Source organism: Cellulosimicrobium sp. Marseille-Q4280, assembly GCF_943181405.1.
GTDB lineage: Bacteria > Actinomycetota > Actinomycetes > Actinomycetales > Cellulomonadaceae > Cellulosimicrobium.
Genome location: NZ_CALPBY010000005.1, coordinates 345,167 through 366,485, shown reverse-complemented (window position 1 = coordinate 366,485; position 21,319 = coordinate 345,167). Strand labels below are relative to the sequence as shown.

Annotated in this window: 14 protein-coding genes and 2 riboswitches; of the genes, 3 read left to right on the top strand and 11 right to left on the bottom strand. The window is 75.1% G+C overall.

Features of this window, described 5'->3' with window-relative positions; genetic code table 11:
- Positions 1-77: 77 nt before the first annotated feature.
- The 3 genes from recD to recC are packed head-to-tail and all read right to left on the bottom strand — an operon-like array spanning position 78 to position 9,048.
- Complete coding sequence (gene recD, locus NFS20_RS15000; RefSeq protein ID WP_251152590.1) at positions 78-2,093, bottom strand: exodeoxyribonuclease V subunit alpha; 2,016 nt, start codon at positions 2,091-2,093, stop codon at positions 78-80.
- Complete coding sequence (locus NFS20_RS14995) at positions 2,090-5,602, bottom strand: UvrD-helicase domain-containing protein (RefSeq protein ID WP_251152589.1); 3,513 nt, start codon at positions 5,600-5,602, stop codon at positions 2,090-2,092. Before NFS20_RS14995 ends, recD begins: the two co-directional genes overlap by 4 nt.
- Positions 5,599-9,048 (bottom strand): exodeoxyribonuclease V subunit gamma, encoded by a 3,450-nt coding sequence (recC, locus tag NFS20_RS14990; protein WP_251152588.1) that lies wholly within the window; start codon positions 9,046-9,048, stop codon positions 5,599-5,601. Before recC ends, NFS20_RS14995 begins: the two co-directional genes overlap by 4 nt.
- Before the next feature lie 168 nt (positions 9,049-9,216).
- Here recC and NFS20_RS14985 point away from each other — a divergent pair, with 168 nt between their 5' ends.
- Positions 9,217-9,597: a VOC family protein gene (locus NFS20_RS14985; RefSeq protein WP_251152587.1), complete on the top strand. Its 381-nt coding sequence runs from the start codon at positions 9,217-9,219 to the stop codon at positions 9,595-9,597.
- Here the strand turns inward: NFS20_RS14985 and NFS20_RS14980 are convergent.
- The 3 genes from NFS20_RS14980 to NFS20_RS14970 all read right to left on the bottom strand — a co-directional run bounded on the left by NFS20_RS14980 (position 9,519) and on the right by NFS20_RS14970 (position 12,170).
- Entirely contained in the window at positions 9,519-10,379 is an 861-nt protein-coding gene (locus tag NFS20_RS14980; protein ID WP_251152586.1) for a class I SAM-dependent methyltransferase, read from the bottom strand. The genes NFS20_RS14985 and NFS20_RS14980 overlap by 79 nt on opposite strands.
- Positions 10,380-10,452: 73 nt before the next feature.
- Entirely contained in the window at positions 10,453-11,706 is a 1,254-nt protein-coding gene (locus NFS20_RS14975) for an O-succinylhomoserine sulfhydrylase (RefSeq protein WP_463103628.1), read from the bottom strand.
- Positions 11,703-12,170, bottom strand: a complete 468-nt coding sequence (locus NFS20_RS14970) for a rhodanese-like domain-containing protein (protein WP_251152585.1) — start codon at positions 12,168-12,170, stop codon at positions 11,703-11,705. Before NFS20_RS14970 ends, NFS20_RS14975 begins: the two co-directional genes overlap by 4 nt.
- Before the next feature lie 6 nt (positions 12,171-12,176).
- Positions 12,177-12,278: riboswitch (SAM riboswitch) on the bottom strand.
- Between the two features lie 145 nt (positions 12,279-12,423).
- Positions 12,424-12,539, top strand: a riboswitch (SAM riboswitch).
- A 34-nt stretch (positions 12,540-12,573) separates the two neighbouring features.
- Here NFS20_RS14970 and NFS20_RS14965 point away from each other — a divergent pair.
- Complete coding sequence (locus NFS20_RS14965; RefSeq protein WP_251152584.1) at positions 12,574-14,010, top strand: aminotransferase class V-fold PLP-dependent enzyme; 1,437 nt, start codon at positions 12,574-12,576, stop codon at positions 14,008-14,010.
- Between the two features lie 195 nt (positions 14,011-14,205).
- On the opposite strand, the gene NFS20_RS14960 is transcribed toward NFS20_RS14965, so the two are convergent.
- Both NFS20_RS14960 and NFS20_RS14955 read right to left on the bottom strand, forming a co-directional pair.
- Entirely contained in the window at positions 14,206-14,376 is a 171-nt protein-coding gene (locus tag NFS20_RS14960) for a CsbD family protein (RefSeq protein WP_251152583.1), read from the bottom strand.
- A gap of 105 nt (positions 14,377-14,481) precedes the next feature.
- Positions 14,482-16,392 carry an alkyl/aryl-sulfatase gene (locus NFS20_RS14955; protein WP_251152582.1) on the bottom strand — a complete coding sequence of 637 codons (1,911 nt, stop codon included), beginning with the start codon at positions 16,390-16,392 and terminating at the stop codon, positions 14,482-14,484.
- 133 nt (positions 16,393-16,525) lie between these two features.
- Between NFS20_RS14955 and NFS20_RS14950 the strand changes: the two genes are divergently transcribed.
- Entirely contained in the window at positions 16,526-17,149 is a 624-nt protein-coding gene (locus tag NFS20_RS14950) for a GNAT family N-acetyltransferase (RefSeq protein WP_251152581.1), read from the top strand.
- A 77-nt stretch (positions 17,150-17,226) separates the two neighbouring features.
- Here NFS20_RS14950 and NFS20_RS14945 read toward each other — a convergent pair whose 3' ends face one another.
- From NFS20_RS14945 to NFS20_RS14935, 3 genes are read right to left on the bottom strand one after another with little or no spacing between them, the layout of a single operon-like run.
- Positions 17,227-18,324 (bottom strand): MaoC/PaaZ C-terminal domain-containing protein, encoded by a 1,098-nt coding sequence (locus NFS20_RS14945; RefSeq protein WP_251152580.1) that lies wholly within the window; start codon positions 18,322-18,324, stop codon positions 17,227-17,229.
- A complete protein-coding gene (locus NFS20_RS14940) occupies positions 18,321-19,760 on the bottom strand; it encodes a 3-oxoacyl-ACP reductase (RefSeq protein ID WP_251152579.1) in 1,440 nt (479 codons plus the stop codon). The genes NFS20_RS14945 and NFS20_RS14940 overlap by 4 nt, the downstream gene beginning before the upstream one ends.
- Positions 19,761-19,788: 28 nt before the next feature.
- On the bottom strand, positions 19,789-21,198 hold the full coding sequence (locus NFS20_RS14935; protein WP_502800823.1) for an acetyl-CoA C-acetyltransferase: 1,410 nt from the start codon (positions 21,196-21,198) through the stop codon (positions 19,789-19,791).
- Positions 21,199-21,319: the final 121 nt, after the last annotated feature.

Below are 21,319 nucleotides of genomic sequence, written 5' to 3'. Positions count from 1 at the left end.
GAGCCGAGGGTCAGGGACGGGCACGTCCTCGGACGACGCTGCATCGTCGCACGCACGCGACCCACGCTCCAGGGCTTTCAGCCGGTCCCGAGCGGCTCCCGCAGCCCGCTCGCCCGGCGCACCGCGTGCCCGACGGCGGCCCGCACCGCGGCCTCGCTCCCCACCACGCGCACGGCGTCCTGGGCGCGGGTGACCGCCGTGTAGAGCAGCTCGCGCGTGAGCAGCGGCGAGGTCTCGGGCGGCAGGAGGAGCGTGACGCGGCGGAACTGGCTGCCCTGCGCGCGGTGGACGGTCATCGCGTGCACGCTCTCGACCGGGGGCAGGCGATGGGTGCGGACGCGCACGGGGGCGCCCGGGTCGCCGAACACCGCCACGACGCCGTCCCCGTCGGCGACGAGGACGCCGGTGTCGCCGTTGTAGAGGCCGACGTCCGGGGCGTTGGTCGTGACGAGAAGCGGCCGGCCGGCGACCCACGGCGTGTCCGTCGCGGGACGCTCGGTGGCCTCCTCGACCCACGCCTCGACCTGCGCCGCCCAGCGGGTGCGGCCGGCGGGTCCCCGGCGGTGCGCGACCATGACGCGGTGCTGCGCCAGCGCCGAGAGGGCGCCGGTGGGGTCACCGTCGCGCGCCGCGGCGACCAGCCGTGTGCCGGCGGCGACGGCGTCGGCCCGGACGGCGGAGAGCGCGGCGTCGTCCGGCTCGCCGTCGGGGGACTCGAAGAACTCCACGGAGGCGTCGCCCGCGCGCAGCAGCTCGAGGACCGTGTCCGCCTCCCCGCGCCGGATCGCCTCGGCGAGCGGAAGGATCGCCGAGCCGCTCTCCTGCCGGTGGACGGTGCGCAGGCGGACGACACCGTTGCCCAGGGCCGAGCGGTCGTCCACCTCGCCCTCGGCGGGCGCAGGAGCGTCGGCGAGTGCGTCGTCGGCGACGGCGCGGACCGCTGCGGCGGCGGGGTGGGCGGCGACCTGTGGCCGGTTCACCAGGTCGCCGAGCACCGCACCCGCCTCCACGGACGCGAGCTGGTCCGGGTCACCGACGAGGACGAGCCGCGCGTCGGGCCGCAACGCCTCGAGCAGCCGCGCCATGAGCGGCAGCGCGACCATCGACGTCTCGTCGACGACGACCACGTCGTGCGGCAGGTGGTGGTGCGCGTCGTGCCGGAACCGCGTGGTGCTGCCCGGCCGGTAGCCGAGCAGGCGGTGCAGCGTCGAGGCGACCGGTGACCCGACGCGCTCGCGGTCGACCGGGTCGTCGAAGCGGGACACGACGTCGCGCACCGCCTCCTGCAGGCGGGCGGCGGCCTTGCCCGTCGGGGCGGCGAGCGCGACCCGGAGCACGGTGCTCTCGGTCGGCCCGCCGACCGACCCGTCCACCAGACCACCGGCCTGCTGTCCGGCCGGTTGGCCGTCGGCCTGCTGTCCGGCCGGGACGGCGGCGTCGTGCAGGACGGCGAGAAGGCGTGCGACGGTCGTCGTCTTGCCGGTGCCGGGGCCACCCGTCAGGACGGTGAGACGGCGGTGGGCGGCGTGCGCCGCGGCGAGGCGCTGGCGGGCGTCGCGTCCCGACGGGAACAGGCGGGCCAGGGCGACGTCCAGGCGGGCGTCGTCCACGGGGAGGTCGTCCGTGGCCAGCCGGCCGTCGACGTCGCGGCGCACCGCGAGCTCGTCGCGCCAGTACCGGTCGAGGTAGAGCAGCCCGCCGACCCAGCGCGCCGGCCGGTCGTCGGGCGCGTCCACCCCTGCCGCGACGAGAGGGCTGCGCGCGACCGCCCCGGCCCAGGCCGCGTCGTCGGGCCACGGCAGGTGCGCGGCCTCGGCTCCTGCCGCCTCCTCGTCCTCGGGGAGCCGGAGGGACGGGTCGTCGAGGCGCACGCACACCGACCCGTTGCGGACCGCGCGCACGGCGAGCGCGACGGCGAGCAGCACCCGGTCGTCGTGCTCGCCCGTGAGGCGGCCGAGCCGTAGCGCGACGCGCAGGTCGGTCGCCGAGACCACACGGGCCGCGTTGAACCGCGCGAGCCAGGCCGGGACGCCGACGGCGAGGCGCGGGTCGCCCTCGTCCGGCAGCGGGACCGACGTTGCGGTAGCGGTCATGCGCGGACTCCGTCGAGCAGGGCGGACAGGGCGACGACGAGCCCGGGCGGCGGCGTCCACGCGACGACCCCGTACGGGGCGCCGTCGGGACCTGTCGGCGTGCTCGGCCCGGCCATGCCGCGCACGAACAGGTAGGCACCGCCCGCGAGGTCCTGGTCCGGGTCGTAGCCGGGCAGCCGCCAGCGCAGGTAGCGGTGGAGCGCCACGAGGTAGAGCACGAGCTGGAGCGGGTAGTGCGAGGCGAGCATCGCGTCGCGCGTCGCCTCGGGCCGGTAGTCGGCGACGGTGAGCGGCAGACCGGGCGGGCCGACCCGGTTCGTCTTGTAGTCGACGACGAGGTAGCGGAGCCGCCCGTCCGGTCCCGGCACGCGGAGCACCGCGTCGATCGAGCCCGTGAGGTAGCCGCGCAGCGGCACGCCGTCGGACACCGTCCCGGACTCGTCGGCGAGCGCGGCCAGCAGGTCGGGGTAGCGGACGAACGGGTCGTCCGGGGCGAGGTGGGCGCGCAGGACGGCGGCGAGGTCGCGCAGCGTCGACGGGCGGACGCCCTCCGTGAGGTCGCCCCCCGCGAGCGGCAGCTCGAACTCGAGCTCGGGCAGGCGGTCGCGCGGATGCACCTCGGCGAGCGTGAGCCCCCCGGCGAGCGGCCCGAGCGGGGTGCGCAGAGCGAGTCCGAGCGCCGTGGCGAGCGCGACGGGCTCGACCCCTGGCACGCGGACGGTCGCCGCCTGGGCGCACCGGGCCAGAACCTCCGCGTCCAGGTCGTCGGCCGCGGTGTCCACGTACTCGAGGATCTCGTGCACGAGCGTGCCGAACGCGGTCCCGCCGGGCTGGCCCTCGAACGGTGACGGGACGTCGGCACCCGGCGCGGCGTCGGGTGTCGCGGTAGGGCCGACGTCCTGCGCGTCGTCGTCGGCGACGTCCTCCGGCTCGTCCTGCACCCCGGGGTCCTCCGGCTCCGACTCGACCCCACCGACAGGACCGTGGTGCGCGGCGGCGGTGAGCGCGGAGTAGGACGCGCGCCGCCACTCACGGTCGGGCAGGTGACCGGCCGTCGCGACCTCCAGCTCCGTCTCGGGGCGTTGCGCCGGCGACCACCGCCGGCCCTTCGGGCGCGAGTCCACCTGCTCGACGACGACCGTCCCGCCCGAGCGCGCAGCGACGGCCTCGAACGCGGCGCGCACCGCGTCGTCGCGCATCGCGTCGGGCCGCGCGTGACGACCCGGCTCGCCACCGAGCAGCCGGTCGGCGAGCAGCAGGCGCGTCAGCGGGCCGGAGCCGGTGCTGCGCTTCGACGGCGTCCAGTGCACGACGACCTGGTGCCGGGCGCGCGTGAGCGCGACGTACAGCAGGCGCAGGTCCTCGCCCAGCTCCTCGTCGCGCGAGCGCGTCCGGGCGTCCACGAACCCTGGCGAACCGATGCCGCCCACGTGCAGCACGCGCTGACCGTGGTCGTCGTGGAACGCGAAGAGCTCCTGGTCGTCGGGCTCGAACCGCTCCCAGCCGAACGGGACGTAGACCACGCCGAACTCGAGGCCCTTGGCGGCGTGCACGGTGACGACCTGGACGGCGGCGGCGTCCGTCTCGAGGCGCCGGGTCCGCTCGTCGGTGAACACCGTGCCGACCTCGGCGATCCTGCTGCGCAGCCACGCGGTGAGCGCCGCCGTACCCAGGCCCTCGGTGGTGGCGGCCTCGTGCAGCGCCTGCGTGACGTGCCGCAGGTCCGTGAGGTAGCGCTCGCCGTCGGCACGGGCCATGACCCGCTGCGTCGTTCCCCGCCGCGCGGCGACCTCCGCGACGGCGGCCACCCCGCGGTCGGCGAGCAACCGCGCCCACGCGCGCACCGTGTCGCCGAGCTCGTCGTGGTCGGTGTCGTCGGCCGTCGCGAGCCGCTGCGCGTCCCACCCGACGAAGGGCGTGAGCGCGAGCGCCGTCGCGCGGCGGTGCAGACCTGGCTGCTCGAGGGCGGCGAGCAGCGTGAGCCAGTCCTGGGCCGCCGCGGAGCCGAACACGCTCGACGGCCCGGACACGACGGCGGGGACCCCGAGCGCCACGAGCGCGGACCGGACCGCCTCCGCCTGCGCGTTCGTCCTCGTGAGCACCGCGACGTCGCGCGGCTCGAGCCCGCGCCAGTGCTCGGAACCGTCGGAAGGATCGACGCCGTCGAGCACACGGTCACCTCCGCTCGCGGTCCCGAGCCGCCCTGCGACGTCGGCCGCCACGTCCTTCGCGAGGAGGGACCGCGCGTCGGGGGCGGACGGCGCGGACGACCCGCCGAGCCGGTAGGCGCGGCGGGTGACCTGCCGCAGCCGGACCGGCGCGCCGCCGGCGAGGCGGGCCTGCGGGTTCGCGGCGTCGACCGGCCGCACGACGATGCGCGGGTCGCCCAGCGCGGTCTCGCCCAGCAGGGCGTGGAGCCCGGCGAGGAGAGGACCGTCGCTGCGCCAGCTCGTGCTCAGGGTCGCGACGTCCTCCGCGACCTCGACGGCGCTCAGGTACGTCACGACGTCCGCCCCACGGAACGCGTAGATCGCCTGCTTCGGGTCCCCGATGAGCACGAGCGTGCGGTGCCCGTGGAACGCGGTGCGCAGGATCTCCCACTGGTCGGGGTCCGTGTCCTGGAACTCGTCGACCATGACGACCCGGTACCGGCTGCGGACGCGCTCGGCCGCCGTCTCGCCGTGCTCGGGGTCCGTCAGCGCGCGGCGCAGGAGCACGAGGAGGTCGTCGTAGTCGAGCAGGTGCATCGCGCGCTTGCGCGCCTCGACCTCACGCCGCGCGGCGACGGCGACCTCGTGCCGAACGGCCGCCACCGAGCCCGTGGCGGCGTCGCCCGGGGCGAGGACGGCGCCGTGGTCGCTCACCGCGGCGCGCGCGACGTCGGACACGTCCCGCGGGGCGAGCGGTGGCTCGGCCTGGTCGGCGAAGAGCCGCACGTACAGGTCGTCCGTGACCTCCTCGACGAGGTCGGAGACGTCGGGGAGGAAGCCCGTGGCGAGGTCGACGTCTGCGGCCGTGCCGAGGGCGGACAGCATCTGCTGGCAGAACCCGTGGGTGGTCGTGATGGTCGCGGCGTCGAGCTGGGACAGCGCGACGCGCAGGCGGTCGCGGCGACGGTCGAGCTCGGCGGCGTCGACCGCCCCGAGGAACCCCACGAGCGGGTCCGGGTCCTTCGCCGGGTCCGGTTCGCGCAGGGCGCGCTCCGTGGCGACGAGGCGCTCGCGGACGCGGTCACGGAGCTCGGACGTCGCCGCACGGCCGAACGTGACGAGCATGATCTCGGGCAGCGTCGCGACGCCCTCGGCGACGTACCGCGTCGTGAGGGTCGCGATGGTGTGCGTCTTCCCCGTGCCGGCGCTCGCCTCGAGGACGACGGTCCCGTCGGGGAGGCTGGCGAAGGGGTCGAAGCGTCGGGGCGCGCCGCCGGACCTCGTCGCGCTCTGTGTCACGGGCGTGGGCGGTGTCGTCGACGGCGTCGTCGGCAGCGGGGCGGACGTCGGGCCGATCATCGGGCACCTCGCAGCTCGTTCTCCAGCAAGGGCTCCCACACGCGGCGTGACAGGGCGCCGAGCCGGGACGGGTCGTCGGGGAACCTGCCCAGGTCCGCCGTCGACGCCTGACCGGCGACGTCGGCCAGCTGCGGGTCGCGACCCCAGGCGAGCACGACGTACGGGTCCTTGCGCTCGAACCCCTTGTTCCACAGCCAGCCGGCGCGCATCAGGGCGTCGCGCGCGTCGGTGGTGCGCCGCTCCTCGGCGTACTTCAACGACACCTCGGGCAGCAGCGGCAGGGGCTCGCGGGCCGCCTCGTCGCGCAGCGCGACGAGCTCGCCGAGGAGCGTCGCCGCGGCGTCCGCCTCCGGAGGGGTGATGGTGGACCAGGCGACCCCGGGACCGCGGGGCGACCGCCCGACCGTCACGGCGTCCCACGCGTGACCGGGGCTGCTCGCCGCGAGGGCGAGGGCCTGCACCCAGGCGCGCAGGCGGTGCTTGGGGCCGAGCCGCGAGTACTCGGTGCGGACCACGCGGCGGCCGTGCACCCCGGGCACGGTCCCGACGAGAGTGCGGCCGTCCGGCAGCACGGCACGGACGTCCACCGTCTCGCCGGACCGCAGCACGTCCGGGCTCGGGGGACGCCCTGCCGCCGCGTCCGCCTCGCGCGCGGCCTCGACGGAGACCAGCCGCAGTGGGCCGACGGCCTGTGCCACCTCCTGCAGCGCGGTGCGGCCGAGCTCGCGCGGCGGGACCTGGCCACGCCGCCACTCGGCCTGCATGGCCCGGCCGGGTTCGACTCCCGCCAGCGCGGCACGCAGCACGCGGTCGCCGACGCCCCAGCCGGACAACCCCGTGAGCGCGAGCGGCAGGCGGTCGTCGACGTCGTCCTCGTCCACGACGAGCCCCACGTCGAGCGTCGTCTGGGCGAACCACCGCGGCGCGTTCTCGAGCAGGCGCACGAGGTCGTCGAGCTCGACGTCGCGAGCACCCGGCGCCACGTCGCCCGGCGCACCGCGGTCCGCGGAGGGGAGGGCGAGCGGCACGCTGACCAGCGCTCCGACCGTCTGACGCTCGCCCCGCGCGGTGCGCGCGCCGGCGAACGCCGCGCGGTCGTGGCTGAACGCCCTGGGCACGCCGAGCGCGCCGGGCGTGAAGTTGCGCGCGTCGACGGTCTGCAGCGGGTGCCGGACCACGACGTGCTCGCGCACCGGTCCGCCGTCGGGTGTCGTCGCCACGCGGCCGAGGGCGTCGAGGAGCTCCGCGACCGGGACGGCCGGCGGCCGCGGAGCGCCCGTGCGCTCGTCGGCGCCGGTGTGCACGACGACGAGGTGGTCGCCCGCCGCGGCGACGGCGTCGAGGAAGATCTGCCGGTCCTCGCTGCGCGGGTCGCGCTCACCGATCTCGGGGTGGCGCGCCAGCAGGTCGTCGCCCGCGGCGGCGCCGACGCGGGGGAACGCGCCGTCGTCCAGGCCGAGCAGGCACACGACGCGGTGCGGGACGGAGCGCATCGGCTCGAGCGAGCACACCGTGAGCGCTCCGGTCCGGAAGCCGGCCCGGGTGGGCCGTCCCGCGAGCCGGTCGGCGAGCACCGCGCGCACGTCCGCGAGCCGCAGCGGGACGCCGCCGTGGTCCGACCCGGCGGCGCGCACGTCGCCGAGAGCGCGACGGGCCGCGCCGATCTGCCACGTCTCCGTCGGTGGCGCTTCCGCGAGCAGCGTCAGCGCCCGGTCGAGCGTGTCGAGCCAGTGCCCGAGCGGGTGGACGCCGTCGAGGCCGTCCAGGACGTGGGTCACCCGGGCGACGAGCTCGGCGAGGCGCCCGGCCAGGTCCACGTCGGTCGAGCCGACGTCGTCGAGCGGAAGCGCCGGACCGACGAACCGGGCGCCCTCGTCCGCCATCGCGGCGCCGAGCAGGATGCGGTCGAGCGCGGCGTCCCACGTGCCCTGCCGCACGTGCGGGTCGATCCCGAAGCGCGCGCGACGCTCGCCGTCCTCGCCCCAGTGCACGCCCGCCTCGACGACCCACTGGCGCAGCCGGTCGACGTCGTCGTCCGAGAACCGGAAGCGGCGGCGCACCGGGTCGCTCGCCGCGAGGTCGAGCACCTCCGACGCCGTGACGCGCCCGTCCGCGAGGCGCAGCAGCGTCGCGAGCAGCGCGAGGGCCGGGTTCGTCGTGCCCGCACCCCGGTCCGCGAGGCTGACGCGCAGGCGCTGGCCCGGGTGGGCGTCGTCGCCGAGCTCCGGCACCGCGCCGAACGTCGCGGTGACGAGCGGGGCGAACGTCTCCACGTCGGGGCAGAGCACGATGACGTCGCGCGCCTGCAGCGTGGGGTCGGCGGCGAAGAGCCCGACGAGCGTCTCCCGCAGGACCTCGACCTGCCGCGCGCGGCCGTGGCACGACAGGACCTGCACCGACCGGTCGGCGGGGTCCAGGACGTGCGCACCGTCCGGGGAGTCCGCGCGGAGGGCCGACTGCAGGGCGCCGAGCAGGGTGCGCGGGGGCGAGGTCGTCGTGTGGTGGGTCGCTTCCGCGCCGGCCAGTCGAAGCTGCAGCTCCACGGCGTCGCGCGCGGTGGACGCGAGCAGCGGGTGCCGGGCGAACGTCGGCACGTCGGCGCGCAGGGTCCCTCCGTCGTCGTGGCCGGCGACCTTCTCCCACAGGGCGGGGGAGGGGTGCACGAGCCACAGGTGGACGTCGCGGTGCTCGGCGAGGGCGCGCAGCACCCGCAGCTCGTCCTCCGGCAGCCGCGTGGGGCCGAAGACGGAGAGGCGCGGCGGCAGGTCGACCGCCGCCGGGTCGGCGTGCAGCGCGACGACCGCGTCCTCGACACGGCGGGCCGGGTCCGTGCCGGGCACGCGGGCGAGCAGACGCCGCCACAGCTCGGGCTGCCACGCGAGGTCGTCGGGCACGTCCACGGCCCGCGTCCTCCGCGGTCCGGGGGCCGACGCGTCGACGCCCGCCGACCACGCGAGCACGACGTCGGGCCGCTGCCTCGCGTAGTCGACGAGGAGGTCTGCCACGCGACGCGCGAGCGTGAGGCGACGGCCCCTGCGGACCTCGTCGCCGGGATCGCCGACGTAGCGCGCGAGCGGCGCCGCCCACGGCTCGCCGAGATGGGCGTCGAGCACCTCGAGCACCGACCAGGCGAGGCGCTCGGGCCGCCACGGGTCGTCCTCGGGCTCCACGCCGGTGAGGTCGGCGACCACCTGCTCGACGAGCCGTCGCGGTCCACGGAAGTCGACGTTCGCGCACACCCCGGACGCGCCGTCGGGCGCGCCGGGGGACCCGTCGGCCGGTACGCCGAGGTGGTGGGACAGCCGCTGCGCGAGCCAGCGCTCCACACCACGGGTGGGGACGGCGACGACGTCGGCCGCGAACGGGTCGTCCAGCGGGTCGGCCAGGAGGCGCGCGAGCGGCTCGACGAGCGCGTCGGCACGCTCGGAGCGGTGCACGTGCAACACGGAGCTGCCCCCTCGACTCTGTCCACGACCGGCCGGTGGGCCGCCGCGCCGGCCGGACCGCCGGGCGCTACGAGGAGGCTACGAGGTGCGACCGACACCGTCGAACCGCCGTCCACAGCCGGCGCTCCGGCCACCGCCGCTGTGGGTGGCGTGCGGGAACGTGTCCGCATGGCTCGGCACACGCACTCCATCCCGCTCACCATCGACTACATCGAGCTCTCCGTCACCGACATGCGCGCGGCACAGGACTTCTACGGCGCGGCCTTCGGCTGGTCGTTCACCTCGTACGGGGACGAGTACTCGGGCATCCGCACGGCCGCGGAGTCCGAGAGCGATTCCGAGGAGGCCGGTGGGCTGCTGCTCGCCGAGTCGGTCAGCCGAGGCGGCCCGCTCGTCCTCCTCTACAGCGACGACCTCGACGGCACCCTGGACCAGGTGAAGGCCGCCGGCGGCACCGTCGTCAACGGTCCCTACGAGTTCCCCGGTGGTCGCCGGTTCCACTTCCTCGACCCGAGCGGCAACGAGCTCGGCGTGTGGGGCGACGCCTGACCAGGCCGGACGACGCGGCGGTGGCGGTGCGTCTCGCCCCCGTCACCCGTGTCGGCCGCTCTTGCGACGAAGACCCACTCGCGGCCGGGGCGGTCCGGGGCGTCACGGACGTCCTCGACCACGAACCCGCACGCGGCGAGCGACGCCTCGACCTCCTCGCGCGAGCGGAACCGCAGCGTCGAGTCCGAGCGGAGCACGCGCCCGTCGGGCAGGACGGTCGTGTCGTGGAAGGACACGAGGGGGAGGGCGACCTCCGCCAGCTCGGTCCAGCTCTCGACGATCCCGAGACCGGGGACGTCGACCCGCACGAACGTCTCGTCGCGCACCCACCCCTCCCACGCCCGGCGCGCGGGCACCCGGGTCTCGAGGACCACGTGACCGCCTGGGGCGAGGGCCGCGTGCACGCCGCGCAGCGTCGCGGTCCACGCGTCGTCGGTGAGGAACACCTGCGCGACGTTCGCCGTCATGGTCGCGAGGTCGACCTGCAGCGGCGGGCGCGGCGGCAGCGTGGCTGCGTCGCCGTGGAGCCAGCGCACGCGGTCTGCGCCGGGCTTGCGGCGCGCGACGTCGAGCGACGCGCCGGCAGGGTCGACCCCCACGACCTCGATGCCCCGCAGCGCCAGGAGGCACGCGAACGTGCCGGTGCCGCAGCCCACGTCCAGGACCGACCGCGCGCCCAGCTCGTCGACGATCGCCACGTACGCGTCGAGGTCGGAGCGGTCCGGGTCGAGCGGGTCGTACAGCGCGGCGAGGGTCGGGTCGTCGAAGATCGCGTCGGGCACGACCGCGACGCTAGGCGCGCAGCCCGCCGTCGTCCACGGCAATGTCGGCGTCGACCACGCTCCGGGGGCGCGGTCAGGCGTGCAGCGCCTGCTCGACGTCCTCGATCACGTCGAGCGGGTCCTCGAGCCCCACCGACAGCCGGACCGTCGTCTCGGCGATCCCGACCGCCGCGCGGCCCTCGGGTCCGAGCTTGCGGTGCGTCGTCGTCGCCGGGTGCGTGACCATGGACTTCGCGTCGCCCAGGTTGTTGGAGATGTCCACGACCTGCAGCGCGTCGAGGAACGTGAACGCGCGCTTCTTCGCGGTCTCCGGATCCGTCCCCTCGGGCACCGCGAGGTCGAACGTCACGACCGTCCCGCCACCCGTCTGCTGCGAGCGCGCGAGCTCGACCTGCGGGTGGGACTCGAGGAACGGGTAGCGCACCCGCGCGATCCCCGGCAGGCCCTCGAGCACCCGGGCGATCCGCTCGGCCCCGGCGTTCTGGGCGGCCACGCGCACGGGCATCGTCTCCAGGCCCTTGAGCAGGACCCACGCGTTGAACGCCGAGAGGGTCGGGCCCGTGTTGCGGATGAACGTCTGGACCGGCCCGCCGATGTACTCCTCGGTCCCGAGGATCGCCCCGCCGAGCACGCGCCCCTGGCCGTCGATGTGCTTCGTCGCGGAGTACACGACGACGTCCGCGCCGAGCTCGAGCGGCTTCTGCATGAGCGGCGTCGCGAACACGTTGTCGAGCACCACGACGGCGCCGGCCGCGTGCGCGAGGTCGGCCACGCGGCGCGCGTCGACGATGTCCTGCATGGGGTTCGACGGCGTCTCGAAGAACACGACGTCCGCCGGCGTCGACAGCGCCTCCTCCCACTGGGAGAGCACGTGACCGTCGACGTAGTCGGTCCGCACGCCCCACTTGGCGAAGATCTCGTCGAAGATCACGACGCTCGACCCGAACAGCGCGCGCGCCGCGACGATCCGCGACCCCGACTGCACGAGCGCCGCGAGCGACGTGAACACGGCCGACATGCCCGACGCCGTCGCGTAGCAGGCCTCCGCGCCCTCGATCAGGCGCAGCCGCTCCTCGAACGTGTGCACGGTCGGGTTGCCGTACCGCGAGTACACGAACCGGTCGAGCTCGCCCTTGAAGGCGGCCTCGGCGTCGGACGCGCGGTCGTACGTGTAGCCCTGCGTGAGGAACAGCGCCTCGGACGTCTCCTGGAACTCCGTGCGCGCGTTGCCGCCCCGCACGGCGAGCGTCGCGGGACGGGCGCTCGCGGGCAGCGGCTTGCGGCCGGAGCCGCCCGGGACCTGCCCGACGCCGTCTCCCGCGCTCACCGACCGGCCTCGCCCTCGGTGTCGGCGTAGGCGGTGGTGGGCAGACCGCGGACCTTCCAGCCCTCGGCGTCGCGCACGCCGGAGAAGCCGGGCGCGCCCTCGAAGCCCTCGAGGACGTTGTAGGCGGGGCCGAGCCCGGCGGCGGTCGCGGCGCGCGCGGCGCCGATCGAGCGCTGGCCGGAGCGGCACAGGAACACGACGGGTCGCTCGTCGCCCGGGGCGAGGCCCGCCTGGGCGAGCCGGTCCACGAAAGCGGGGTTGGGCCCGAAGGGCGTCACCCACTCGTCGAAGACGACCTCGCGGCCGAGCCCCGCGACGTCGGGCACGCCGACGGTGCGCCACTCGCCCTCGGTGCGGACGTCCACGAGGACGGCGCGCTCGTCCGCGACGAGCAGGTCCCACGCCTCCTGCGGCGTGATGTCGCCCGCGTAGCCGACGGCGGGTCGGGGAGTCAGTTCGCTCATGGTTCTCCTCCATCGATCGTGGCAGTAGCACCCTCGCCCGTGCCCTCTCGGGTCGGGGGGTTGCTGCGGCGTCGACGTGCCACGTCACTCGGCCGCTCCGGATGGTTGCTCGGATCGTACGTCACGGTGCCCTGTGGCCGGAACGTGCGTCTCGCGTCGTGGAAGGGCCGGGCGGCAGTGCGTCGTCCCGCGATGCGAGACCTGCTGACCACCGGTTGACACGACGAGCGCCCCGCGCACATCCTGGGTGACAGGTCATGAGTGCCAGCGTGAAACCCCGGTTTGCTGGCCGGCAACCCTCCTCTCGCGGCGGGGTGCCCCGGGTGACGACCGGGCCGCACGCCGACCGGCGCGCGGCAAGCGCGGGGAGCACCTCCCCGACACGACCTCGGAGGACCGTGCCATGACCGCTCTCGCCGAACTCTCCTGTCCGACGGCCGCCGCGACGGGCGCTCGGACGGAGGACCTCGCCGCGCTGCCGGCCCTGCTCCCCGTGGTCGGCGCCGACACGCTGGTCCCGCTCGTGGACGGCCGCACCGTCCCGTACGCGAACCTCGACGTCGCCGCGTCGGCACCGGCGCTCCGCGCGGTCGCCGACCGCGTCACCGAGGTCCTGCCGCTGTACGCGAGCGTGCACCGCGGCGCGGGCTACCTCTCCCAGGTGTCGACGGCGCTCTACGAGGCCTCGCGCCGCACGATCGGGTCGTTCGTCGGCGCGCGCGAGGAGGACGTCACCGTCGTCACGCGCAACACGACCGACTCGCTCAACCTCCTCGCGGGCTGCGTGCCGGCGAACCCCGACGGGTCGCCCGGCCGCGTGCTCGTCCTCGACGTCGAGCACCACGCGAACCTCCTGCCGTGGCAGCGGACGGGCGGCGCGACGGTCCTCGCGGGCGGCGTGAGCGTCGCCGAGACGCTGTCCGGGCTGCGCGCGGAGCTCGCGCGCTTCGACTACGCGCTCCTCGCGGTCACGGGGGCCTCCAACGTCACGGGTGAGTCGCTGCCCGTCGCGGACGTCGTGCGGATCGCGCACGACGCCGGGGCGCGGGTCGTGCTCGACGGCGCCCAGCTCGTCCCGCACCGTGGCTTCTCGCTCGCGGAGACGGGCGTCGACTACGTCGCCTTCTCGGGGCACAAGACCTACGCGCCGTTCGGCGCGGGCACCCTCGTCGGTCGCCGCGACTGGCTCGACGCGGGCACCCCGTACCTCGCGGGCGGTGGGGCGGTGCGCCAGGTGCGCGTCGACGGCACCGACTGGCAGCCGGCCCCCGCGCGCCACGAGGCCGGCTCGCCCAACGTGGTCGGCGCCGTCGCCCTCGCCGCGGCGTGCGACACCCTCGCGGGCCTCGACCCGGCCGCACTGCACGGGCACGAGGCGGCGCTGCGTGCCGGGCTCGTCGCCGGGCTGTCCGCGATCGACGGCGTGCAGGTCGTGAGCGTGTGGCCGGACGCCGTCGACCCGGTGGGCGTCGTGACGTTCTCCGTGACCGGGCACGACCCGGGCCTCGTCGCCGCGTACCTGTCGGCGGAGCACGGCATCGGTGTCCGCGACGGCCGGTTCTGCGCGCACCCGCTGCTCGCCCGGCTCGGGCACGACGCCGGTGCCATCCGCGCGTCGGTCGGCGTCGGGACGTCGGGCGCGGAGGTCGCGCGCCTCGTCGACGCCGTGCGCGCGTACGTGGAGGAGGGGCCGCAGGTCCGGTACGCCGTGGTCGACGGGTGCTGGACCGTCGTCGACGACCCGCGTCCCGTCCCCGCGGGCTCCGGTCTCGAAGGGCTCTTCGCGACCGCCGCGGCAGGATTCCTCGCCGACGCCGCGGGGTGCGGTCCGGCCGACTGACGTCGGTGCTCTCGCCCGGGAGCTGCTGGCCCCGAAGCGCGGTGAGCCGCTCGCCGGCATCGTCTCCGCGACGCGCTGCGCGTCGCCTCCTGACATCAGGTCCTCTGCGCGATCGTCCCGGACGCGACGAGGGCCCCGCCTCACGGCGGGGCCCTCGGGATGCGCAGCCGCGGTCACGTGGACCGCGGGGTCCGACTACTTGAAGGCGTCGCGGACGTCGTCACCGGCCTGCTTGACGTTGGCCTTGGACTGCTCGGCCTTGCCCTCGGCCTCGAGGCGCTCGTCGTCCTTCGCCTTGCCGGTGGTCTCCTTGATCTTGCCCTTGGCCTCTTCGGCAGCGTGCTCGATCTTGTCACCGAGTCCCATGGGGGTCTCCTCTCGTCGGTCCTTCCGACCGTAAGCACGGCTGCGCGCGTTCGCACGCGCTGGGCGACCTGAGGTGAGCGGACCGCATGGCGACGAGGGCGGGAGTCACGGTGTGACGATGGCGAAGTTCGGGTCGAACTCGTCGAGGACCGAGGCGTAGGCGTCGAGGACGGCGGGGTCGCCGTCGAGCGTGACCTTCCCGGCCGCCGCGAGCTTCCCCGCCGCTGCTGGTTGCAGGAGCACCGCGGCGGCCAGTGCCTTGGGTGCGCGGACGGTGAGGAGGGCGTCGGTCGACGCGCCGGGGCGGGCGTTGAGGACGCCGTTCGCGACCCAGGCCGTCCAGGTCTCGCCGCGGTCGGTGAAGTCCACGTCGAACCGCACGTCGACCTCGGCCGCCTTCTCACCGATCACGTGCACGGCGGCGTAGTCGAAGAGGATGTCCACGGGCATCCCGGCGATGGTGTCCGGGCTCCCGCTCGCGAACCGTGCGGGGATGACGCCCTCGCGCAGCTCGCGTGCGGCCGTGAGGTAGATGCCGCGCCACTGCGGGCCCTCGACCTGGTAGCCGAGCTGTTCGTACGTGTCGGCCTGGAGATCCTTGGCCTCGCGGTCGTCCGGGTCGGCGAACACGAGGTGGTGCAGGACCTGCGCGGCCCACCGGTAGTCGCCCTCCTCGAACGCCCGGCGGCCCTCGGCGAGGATCGTGTCGCGGCCGAACGCGGTCACGTAGCGGCTCGCGGTGTCCACAGGGGTGTGCGGGTGCAGCGACACCGGGTCGCCGTCCCACATGCCGAGCTCCTTGGTGAACACCGCCCGCACGTTGTGGTGCAGGGTGCCGTGGTAGCCGCGGTTGAACCACCGGCGGCGCAGCACCTCGGGCAGCTCGACCACCTCCGCGGCCTCGAGCGGCGTGTACCCCTTGTTGGCCAGGCGCAGCGCCTGGTCGTGGATGTACTTGTACGTGTCGCGCTGCGACTCGAGGAACGCGACGACCTTCGCGTTGCCCCACACGGGCCACGTGTGCGGGCCGTAGTGGACCTCGACCTCGTCGCCCCACCGCACGAGCGTCTCGTCGAGGTAGCGGGCGAAGTTGCGGGCGTCGCGCGTGCGCGCGCCGCGCAAGGTCTGGATGTTGTGCAGCGAGTGGTTCGCGTTCTCGGCGCACGTGAGGGCCTTGAGCTCGGGGATCCAGACGTGCATCTCCTCCGGCGCCTCGGTGTCCGGCGCGTAGAGGAACTCGAACGTGAGGCCGGCGAGGCTCCGCGTCGTGCCGGTCTCGGTGATCGGGTCCGTGGGCGAGATGTACGACACCGTGATCCCGTGGCCGCCGACGGACGCGATGCCGTTGGTGATCATCTGGTGCGGGTCGTTGTCCAGGAGGTTGCCGAACGCGTAGGCCGCGCGGCGGCTCATCGCGTTGCCCGCGACGACGTTCTCCCCGATCGCGAACTTGTCGAAGTTCGCGATCGTGCCCGGCGCGATGACGGGCACCTTGCCCGAGGCGACGTCGGCCTCGTCGACGACGCCCTTGACCCCGCCGTAGTGGTCGATGTGCGTGTGGGTGTAGATCACCGCGACGACGGGCTTGTCCGCGACGTGCTCGCGGAACAGCGCCAGCCCTTGTTGCGCGATCTCCACGCCGGTCGTGCAGTCGATGACGACGAGGCCGTCGTCGCCCTCGACGATGGTGAGGTTGCCGATGTCGTTGTTGCGCACCTGGTAGAGGTGGTCGACGACCTTGTACAGGCCGGGCTCGTGGATCACCTGGGACTGCCGCCACAGGCTCGGGTTCACCGTGTCCGGGTTGGGTGCGCCGTCGTCGTCGAGGAACGACAGGGCGGTCCGGTCGTAGGCGACGCTCCCGTCGGCGAGCCGGACCTTGCCGTCCGGGATGTCGGCGATCTTCCCCTGCCGGGCGGTCTCGAAGTCCTCGACGTCGTCGAGAGCGTAGAGCGCCCGGTCGTCCCGGTTCGCGGCGGCGGTCGTGGCGGTGGCGTCCTTCGGGGTGTACGGCACGGTGGCTCCCTCGACAGGCTGGTGACGGCGGTGGAGGGCGTCGATCCGTACCGCCCCCGCTGACGTTCTCGCGCGGTCCTCCGTGCCGCAACTCGTCCGCGCCGCCCTCGCCACGGCCAGGGATCGTGGTCAGATGTCCTCCGTGGAGCACCAGACGACCCTCGACGGCTTCGGCATCCGCCTCGTCCCCCTCGCCGAGCACCACGCGCCTGCCCTCGGCGCGCTCGTCGACGACGGCATCTGGGCAGGGATGTCGAGCCCGACGCCGCGGGGCGACGAGGCCATGACCGCGTACGTGCGCGACGCCGTCGCCGCGCCCGGTCGGCTCGCGTTCGCGGTCCTCGGGCCGGACCCGGCTCCCGGCTTGCACGAGGACGCCGCGCCTGACGCCGCGTGGACGGTCCGGGGGAGCACCTCGCTCTACGAGTGGGTCCCGGCGCAGGGGAGGGTGGAGCTCGGCTCGACGTTCTACGCCCGGCAGTGGTGGGGCGGCGTGACGAACCCGGCCTGCAAGTACCTGCTCCTGCGGCACGCGTTCGACGAGCTCGGTGTAGCGCGCGTCGCTCTCCGCGCCGACGCGCGCAACTCCCGGTCGATCGGGGCGATCACCCGGATCGGTGCCGTGCCCGAGGGTGTGCTCCGCAGCCACCGCGTCGCCCCGGACGGCTCACGCCAGGACACCGCGTACTTCTCGATCCTCCTCGACGAGTGGCCGACCGTCCGCGACGGGCTCCTCGCCCGTCTGCAGACCTCCTGACAGGGAGCGTGCTGCACCCGGGACGTGGTCTGCCCGGGCCGTTCCGTCGCCCGGTCGCGACGACATCCCAGGGCTGGTCAGCGCGGGACGACCGACCCCGACAGGTGCAGCCGGCCGGTGCGGTCCCACGCGAGGTAGGTGAGACCGGAGCCCGGGTCGGCCGCGCCGTCGGGCACGGCGGGTGCGACGTGCCCGACGGCGGCCCGCACCTCGGCCGGGACACCCCCGGCCGGCCGGATGGCGACGTCGACCGTGCTCGGCAGGAGGACCGGCTTCGCGAACGTGACGGTCCAGTCGTAGGTCTCGCCCCGCGTCGGGCCTGCCTCGGCGAGGGCGCGCGCGGCGGTGTACATGCCGTGCGCGATCGCCCGCGGGAACCCGAAGGCCTTCGCGCCGAGCGCGGACGTGTGGATCGGGTTGCGGTCCCCGGACACCGCGGCGTAGGCACGTCCGGTCCCGGGCCGGAGCGACCAGCGCGCCGTGGGCAGCGGTGGCACGAACGTGTCGGGGCCCGAGGTCACCGGGGTGTCCTGTCGGCCGGACTCGTCGGGGTGGCGCACGCCCTTCGCGAGGTAGGTCGACACGCCGCGGTACGCGAGCGTCGTCGCGGGCAGCCCGGAGCCCGCAGCACGCTCCGCGTCGGTGCGCTCGACCGAGATCTCCGTGACGAGGTCCACCTGGACGCCCCGCCGGTGCGGCCGCAGGTCGCGCGCCCACGCCCGGACCTCGAGCGAGTCGCCGAGACGCACGGGCCGCACGACCGACACCGAGTTCGCGAGGTGCACCATGCCCAGCAGCGGCAGCGGGAAGTCGCCGCGCACCATGAGCGCCGTCGCGAGCGGGAAGCCGAGCACGTGCAGGTAGCCGGCAGGCAGCACGTCCGACGGCGCCTCGCCCACGACGTCGTCGTACCGCGCGAGGTGCTCGGTGCTGCCGACCGCGCCGGGGCCGGCGGCGTCACCCGTCGGGACGCCGGCGACGCGATACACGACCTGGGGAAGATCGAGGTCGCCGCTGCCCCGGCCCGGCAGGCGGCTCGCGGCGGCCAGACGGGCCGACGCCACGACCCCGCGGGCGTAGAGACCGCTGAGACCGGGGATCGCGGGCAGGGTCTCGACGCGCTCGGGCACCGAGTCCGCCACCGGGTCCGGCCCGGTGTCCTGAGCCGCCGTCACCGGCCCACCAGGCTCTGTCCGCACACGCGCAGGACCTGCCCGTTGACCCCCGCCGCCCCGGGCGAGGCCAGGAACGCGATCGCCTCCGCGACGTCGACCGGCTGCCCGCCCTGCTGCAGCGACGAGACGCGGCGCGCGACCTCGCGCGTGACGAACGGGATCGACGCGGTCATCTCGGTCTCGATGAACCCCGGCGCGACGGCGTTCGCCGTGCCGCCGGGTCCCGCCGGCCCGCCGAGCAGACGCGCGAAGGCCCGCGTGTGCCCGATGACGCCCGCCTTCGAGAACGCGTAGTTCGCCTGGCCACGGTTGCCGGCGATGCCGCTCGTCGACGCGAGCGACACGATGCGCGGCTCGCCCGAGAACCCGTTGGCCCCGAGCAGGTACTCCGTGATGCGCAGCTGCGCGGCGAGGTTCACCGCGACCACGGCGTCCCACTTGTCGGCGGACATGTTCGCGAGCAGCTTGTCGCGCAGGATGCCGGCGTTGTGGACGAGGACGTCGAGGCCGCCGTGCCGTGCCCGGGCGTGCTCGAGGATGCGCGCGCCCGCGTCGTCGGCGGTGACGTCGAGCTGGAGGGCCGTGCCCCCGATCTCGTTGGCGATCTTGGCGAGCTGCTCGCCCGCCGCCGGGACGTCCACGACGACGACCTTCGCGCCGTCGCGCGCGAGCGTGCGGGCGACCTCGGCGCCGATGCCCCGTGCCGCGCCCGTGACGACGGCGACCTTGCCCTGCAGCGGTCGGTCGGTCGTGATGCTCGGGTCAGCCGCTGCAGGGGAGGCCGCTACCCCCGCCCCGGAGCTCGGCTCACCCGAGGCCGAGGTAGTACCCCGGTCCGCCGCGGTCGAGCCGCCGACGCGCAGGACCTGGCCGTCGACGAACGCGGACCTCGCGGAGAGGAAGAAGCGCAGCGTGGCGAGGGAGCTCGCGCTGTCGACGGGCGCGTCGTCGGTGAGCTGGACGCCGTTGCCGGTCGCGCCGTTGCGGAGCTCCTTGGCGACGGAGCGGAGGAAGCCCTCGACGCCCTCGCGGGTCGCGGCGAGCTCAGGGGAGTCGCCGTCGTCCGGGGCACGGGAGATCGTCACGACGCGGCCGTTCGGCGCGAGGCCGCGCAGGCTCGCCGACAGCGCCATGACGGTGCCGGAGACGTCCTGCGGCCGCTCGGCCTGCGTGAGCACGACGACGATCGCGCCCCAGCGGATCTGGTCGTCGGCGTTCTGCCGCACGTCGAGCCCGAACGTGTCGAGCAGCGCGGAGGCGACCCGGTCGGCGTCGTCGTGGACGCCGGGCGTGCCGCCGAGCACGAGGACGGGCCCGACGGTCAACGGGTCGCCCGCGCGGTGGCGGCGCAGGACCGCGGGGCGGGGCAGGCCGAGCTTCTTCGCGAGGGTCTTGGTGAAGCCGGAGTTGACGGCCTGGACGTAGGAGTCGGTCACGGGGTGGTCCTCTCGGTCGTCGGGGCGGTCACGCGGTGGCGGGGACGGACTCGAGGATCGCGGCGACGCCGAGACCGCCGGCCGCGCACACGGAGATCAGCGCGCGGGCGGGGCGGCCCGTCTCCGCGGCCTTCGCCGCGAGGAGCTTCGCCGCCGTCGCGACGATACGTCCGCCGGTCGCGGCGAACGGGTGCCCCGCGGCGAGCGAGGAGCCGTTCACGTTGAGGCGCGAGCGGTCGATCGAGCCGAGCGGGCCGTCGAGGCCGAGCTCGGTCCGGCAGTAGTCGTCGTCCTCCCAGGCCTTGAGCGTGGTGAGGACGGTCGACGCGAACGCCTCGTGGATCTCGTAGAGGTCGAAGTCGCCGAGCGCGAGGCCGTTCCGCGCGAGCAGGCGGGGGACGGCGTGCGCGGGCGCCATGAGCAGGCCCTCGTGACCGTGCACGAAGTCGACGGCCGCGGTCTCGGCGTCGACGACGCGCGCGAGCAGGGGCAGGTCGCGCGCGGCGGCCCACTCGCGCGAGCCGAGGAGCACGGTCGACGCACCGTCGGTGAGCGGCGTCGAGTTCCCCGCGGTCATCGTGGGCTCGACGCCCTCGGACGCGCCGCCGAGCCGCTTGCCGTAGACCGGCTTGAGCGCCGCGAGCTTCTCGAGCGACGAGTCGGCGCGCAGGTTCTGGTCGCGCACGAGGCCGCGGAACGGCGTGACGAGGTCGTCGAAGAACCCGGCGTCCCAGGCCGCGGCGAGGTGCTCGTGCGAGGCGAGCGCGAGCTCGTCCTGCGCCTCGCGCGTGATGCCCCAGCGCGCCGTCGTGACGGCCTGGTGCTCACCCATCGAGAGGCCGGTGCGGGGCTCGTCGGTCGCGGGTGTGAGCGGAGCGAGGTCGGAGGGGCGGACCTTCGCGAACGCCTTCACCCGCGCCTGGAAGGTCTTGGCGTGCGAGGCGTCGAGGAGCGCCCGCCGCAGCCCCTCGCTCACGGCGATCGGTGCGTCGGAGACCGTGTCGCTGCCGCCGGCGATCGCGGACTCGACCTGCCCGAGCCGGATCTTGTTCGCCACGGCGATCGTCGCCTCGAGCCCGGTCGCGCACGCCTGCTGGAGGTCGTACGCCGGGGTCTGCGGCGAGAGCGACGAGCCGAGCACGGACTCGCGCACGAGGTTGAAGTCGCGCGAGTGCTTGAGCACCGCACCGCCGACGACCTCGCCGATCCGTTCGCCCTGGAGGCCGAAACGCGCGACGAGCCCTTCGAGGGCCGCGGTGAACATCTCCTGGTTGCTCGCGCGGGAGTACTTGCCGCCCGCGCGGGCGAACGGGATCCGGTTGCCGCCGATCACGTAGGCGTCGCGCAGCCCGGGGGTCTCGCGACCGGACCCACCGCCTGCGCCCTGCTCGGTGCCCGCCTGCGTCGACCTGGTCGCCGGTGTCTTCCTGATGGCCACTGCGTCTCACTTCCTCGTCCGCACTCGCTGCGCTGCGTTGCTCGGGTGTCCAAGACCTACAGTACCTGATACTGTCAGTATCGTGAGTCGGGTCACACGATCCGCCCTGCCCTCGACCGAC

What these genes read in the sequence shown, in the direction of transcription:
- NFS20_RS14970 (WP_251152585.1), bottom strand. Translation starts at nt 12,170, where the DNA reads ATGAGCGAACTGACTCCCCGACCCGCCGTCGGCTACGCGGGCGACATC.
- NFS20_RS14995 (WP_251152589.1), bottom strand. Translation starts at nt 5,602, where the DNA reads ATGATCGGCCCGACGTCCGCCCCGCTGCCGACGACGCCGTCGACGACA.
- recD (WP_251152590.1), bottom strand. Translation starts at nt 2,093, where the DNA reads ATGACCGCTACCGCAACGTCGGTCCCGCTGCCGGACGAGGGCGACCCG.
- NFS20_RS14960 (WP_251152583.1), bottom strand. Translation starts at nt 14,376, where the DNA reads ATGGGACTCGGTGACAAGATCGAGCACGCTGCCGAAGAGGCCAAGGGC.
- NFS20_RS14985 (WP_251152587.1), top strand. Translation starts at nt 9,217, where the DNA reads ATGGCTCGGCACACGCACTCCATCCCGCTCACCATCGACTACATCGAG.
- NFS20_RS14950 (WP_251152581.1), top strand. Translation starts at nt 16,526, where the DNA reads ATGTCCTCCGTGGAGCACCAGACGACCCTCGACGGCTTCGGCATCCGC.
- NFS20_RS14965 (WP_251152584.1), top strand. Translation starts at nt 12,574, where the DNA reads ATGACCGCTCTCGCCGAACTCTCCTGTCCGACGGCCGCCGCGACGGGC.